Annotated in this window: 3 protein-coding genes; all 3 read right to left on the bottom strand. The window is 44.8% G+C overall.

Annotated elements, in window-relative coordinates; all coding sequences use genetic code 11:
- Positions 1–391: 391 nt before the first annotated feature.
- The gene (locus ACR0QE_RS13125) at positions 392–1,726 is read right to left on the bottom strand and encodes a hypothetical protein (protein ID WP_432628782.1); all 1,335 of its coding nucleotides are present in this window, start codon (positions 1,724–1,726) and stop codon (positions 392–394) included.
- An 18-nt stretch (positions 1,727–1,744) separates the two neighbouring features.
- Complete coding sequence (locus ACR0QE_RS13120) at positions 1,745–2,842, bottom strand: substrate-binding domain-containing protein (RefSeq protein ID WP_432628781.1); 1,098 nt, start codon at positions 2,840–2,842, stop codon at positions 1,745–1,747.
- A 164-nt stretch (positions 2,843–3,006) separates the two neighbouring features.
- Positions 3,007–4,413: a glucuronate isomerase gene (gene uxaC, locus ACR0QE_RS13115; RefSeq protein ID WP_432628783.1), complete on the bottom strand. Its 1,407-nt coding sequence runs from the start codon at positions 4,411–4,413 to the stop codon at positions 3,007–3,009.
- Between the last annotated feature and the right edge of the window lie 12 nt (positions 4,414–4,425).

Raw genomic sequence — 4,425 nt, 5'->3', positions numbered from 1 at the left:
TCATAAAGTCCATAGCTTATTAAAGTGCGCCTAAAATGTCCGATTATCCATTTTTCATTCCACAAGTCGTGCTCTTCGCGAATTCTTCCTTGTTTTGGTTCAAGGTTGCGAACGAGCACCGCGAGTTTCGCAATTACCTACATTCCACTTCTTTTATTGCGTTTTCTCTTACTTGATTTTTATTTTACAGGAGGAACCTTAATGGATCGTGACGGAAAAATGACAATTTTGTCATATTTGTTATTTTTTTATCAGCATTCATTTATTTTTAGGAAATAACTAAGAGGCGATCTTCTGTTGAATTCCTGTCAAATAAAAAACAGGGAATCCGAAACTCGGATTCCCCATCTGATAATTTTCTTTTATTTGCTCGCGCTTCTGCGTTTCTGTCTTATTCATGCAAATATTCCGGCGTTTTTGCGGATACACAGTACACATTCACTTTCTTATCCATCCGGCTGTTGAAGAAAATCCGATCGGAAGTATGACTGTAAATTGGATGCGGATGCGCATCCTGGCCAAGCCAGTCACTCTCATGCTTGCACAGCGGAATCCATTCAAGCATACCTTTCTCCCAGTCTGGAAGCACCTTGCAGATGTACTCAGCATCCTTCTTGTGCGGGTCCGGTCCGTTGTCCGTGCTATTCTCACGCACTTTCTTTATCTCCCACGGATACTTAAAATATCCGTCGCAGACGAGATTTCCTCTGTGATCCATCGTGAAATGGCCGTATGCATTGTAGTCATCCGGTAGCGCAATCTCCCAATATTTTCCCGATGACAATTCATACTTTCCTACCATAGCCGGACCATTTTCATATCCACCGTGATAGATAATCGTCTTTCCATCATCACTCCACATCTCATGGCAGACCCAGTCTCCAGCTTTTCTCGGATATCCAGCAGGATTTCCAAGTGTGTCTGTACCCTCCGTGCGAATGCGCGTGATCGTGTCAGAAACGTGATCGTACATCCAGATTCGACGAATTCCACAGTCGAAACTCGACCACTCATGGTTGTACATGATCTTTTCCGGATCAACCGGATTGAACTGCACATGGGTGATCCAGCACTTCGGAACTTGCTTCTCATAGAGCAGTTCTCCACTCTCCGTATCGTAAACACAGAGATAACTGCTTAAGTTCTCCTCCTGTACTCTGCCATCAATGTCGTAGATCGGTCGCTTATCAAGTCCAGATCCTTCCGTCTCCGGGTCAAAATCAAGGCATCTTCCGTCTGTCATCGGCACGCAGAGACGCTTTCCATCGAGACTGACATGAGTAAACGCAGTCATTCGTCCGTCCGGAACACGGTTCAGCTCTTTGCGGTTGCCGAAACGGTCTGCCTTACAGATCTTGTCATCCTGAATATAATAGATAATTTCTCTCTTATAATCGAGACAGACACTTGCCTTTCCAAGTCCTTCATTGAACGTTCCATCAAAATACACATAGCTCTTTAAAATGCCCTTCTTGTTATCCGTCAGTGTCGTCTCCTGACCCGTAAACATATCTCTGCACACGACATTCGGACTTCCCCCTCTGTCACTAATCAGATAAATTCTCTCATCATTCTCTGACAGCGAAGAACAGGTAAAATACAAAAGCTGGGTGTTAAATTCCTGTCGTCCAAGACAGTCACTGACCAGAACTCTGCCATTCAATGGTTTCTGCTGTGCCTCCTGCGTATAAATATCCGGTACCTGATTATTCTGCATATGACTCATTCTGAAATCCATCCTCTCTTATTCCAAAAAGCGCACAGAATTTTTCTCAAACAACGGCAAATTGCTGCGGAAGACAATCTGACTTCCAACTACAAAAGACTCCTCTGCCCTCACATCTTTCAAAAGATAATCAACCAAAAGACGGGTTGCCATATATGCCTGGGCAAACGGATTTTTCTGGATCAGATTCTGGAAAACTCCCTCCTGAAGGGCTGTTTTGTTCTCTTCAAAAATATCACTTCCGATTGCCACAATCCTCCCCGCTTTTCCGCTCTCCCTAAGCGCACGCGCAAGCATCACACTTGTTCTTGATGAAACGCAGCAAGCTGCTGCCAAATCCGGTTTCTTCACCTGCTCAAGAATCTTCTGATAGTTTGCCTCACAGATCAGGTTTGAATATTCCCGGTAGATCAGATTGTCAAAATGATTTTCTCTCATGTAAGCATCGAATCCATCCTCAATTCGTTTGTGTGAGGGATAGTCCTGAACCCCGGCACATAAAAGAATACTTCCACAATAAGGAATCCGGTTCATCACAATTTCCGCCATTGTTCTCCCGATAATGTCATAGTCCGCTGACACACAGAAGAGTCTGCCACTCTCCGGCATATCAGTATCAAGAAGACCGAGCGCCAGTCCCTTATCCACATAGGAATGAAGTTTCTCAGCACTGAACGGACATCTGTTTCCATGGATCACAAGACCATCTAGTTCCCCATTTTCCAAAAGTTTTTCCAGTTCTCCAAGTACTTTCTTCTGTTTTGACAAAAGATCGATTGTTCTCCCATCTCCATTTTCCGGATAGGCAAACTCACGAATGGAAATATTGAAATCCTGAATGCTTTCTTTATAGGCACGAAATCCATTCCAAAGTTGCGGATAATAATAGCGGTTATCTCCTGCAACCTCTGGAAAACAGACTGCCAAATGCTGTGTCTTTCGCTTTAAAGATGCAGCAACGGTATTTGGGTGATAATCCATTTCTTTTGCAATCTGGCGAATTCGCTCACGGGTAACCACTCCCACACCGGGTTTATCACTGAGAGCCAAATGAACCGTTCCCAATGACACTCCCGCTGCCGCTGCAATATCTTTGATTGTTACTCTGCGCTTCATATTTCTTCATCCTCCGAACATCGCATAAGCGTTTCTCTTATCATATTTTGCAACTGCCCAATCACCTTACAGCCATCGGCAGTTCCCATTTTTCAGGCACTACTATGCAATCTTCATCAGATTTTATCTCTATTGTTTTAAGCCCAATTACTACTTAATCCACTCTAAAATCCAAAATATTCTTTTACATTGTTGTAGCAGATATTCTGGATCGTCTTTGCCAGTTCCTCTTCTCCAGAGAAGTACTCGCCTCTCTCCACAAGCTCACCGAAGAAATTACAGAGAACCCGGCGATACAGCTCATGGCGTGGATACGACAGAAAACTTCTGCTGTCTGTCAACATTCCGACGGAAAGGCTGACTGGATAAAGATTGGAAACTGCACGCAACTGCCTGTCGATTCCGTATACCTGATCATAGAACCACCACGGCGCACCTAACTGGACCTTCGCCTTCGTTCCTTTTTCACAGAATCCTGCTGCCAATATAGCATAATTTTCCGTATCTGTCCCGTTAAGACAGTACAAAATTGTTTTTGGAAGCATATCGTCAAGAGTCAGACGGTTCAAAAGCTCCCCTACACTTTGTACCTGAGTCGAATCGTCCGCACAGTCGAAACCGGTGCTCTTTCCAACACTTGCGACATACTTGCGGTTTGCATCCAGATATGTTCCGATGTGAAGCTGCATCACATATCCGTTCTTGCAGTATAATTTTCCCATCTCATAGAGGAAGGCACTGCGGTACTGGTCATCCTCACGCTTTGTCAGCGTCTCACCTGCGACCGCTTTTTCAAAAATCATCTCGATCTCCTCCTCCGTCGCATCCACCCAGGTGAAATCCGGGATTCCATCGTCGGATACAGTTGTTCCGGTTATGCTCTGGAAATACTGAAGACGAGACTCGAGTGCCTTCACAAGATCCTTAAACGTCTTAATCTCAACTCCTGCAACCTGACCGAGTGTCTTTACATAGGCGCCAAACTCCTTATCGCGCAGAAACATTGCCTTATCCGGGCGGAAGGCGGTGATGATGCGAGTCTTTAAGGACGGATCCTCTTTCAGTGCAATGTGATAATGAAGATCGTCAATCGGATCCTCCGTCGTGCTCGCAAGCTCCACATTGGAGATTTCCATGCACCATCTCGGTGTGATGTTCTTCTCCTGAATCATTGCCTTTGTGCGCTTATAGATCTCTTCGGCATTCTCTGCACTCAGCGGTTCATCAATTTCGAAGAAACGTTTGAGCTCGAGTGCACACCAGATATAGATCGGATTTCCAATCATCTGCGGGAGAATCTCGGCAAACTTCATATATTTCTCGTAGTAAGTTGTCTCTGTGCCGGTGATGTACTTCTCCTCAATGCCAAACGTTCTCATCGCACGCCATTTATAGTGATCTCCGGAGAGCCACATCTCACCGATGTCCTCGAACTGGCGGTTCTCATAGATCTCCTTCGGCTGAAGGTGGCAGTGATAATCGATAATCGGCATATGTTCTGCATACTTGTGATAAAGCATACGTCCCGTCTCATTTGTCAGATACAGTTCCTCATTAAATTTTGTGTTCATATTGCTCAAACC

Origin of the sequence: Brotaphodocola sp. (assembly GCF_050873065.1) — a bacterium.
In the GTDB taxonomy this organism is placed as follows: Bacteria; Bacillota; Clostridia; order Lachnospirales; family Lachnospiraceae; genus Brotaphodocola.
This window is presented reverse-complemented; position numbering and strand designations above follow the sequence as displayed.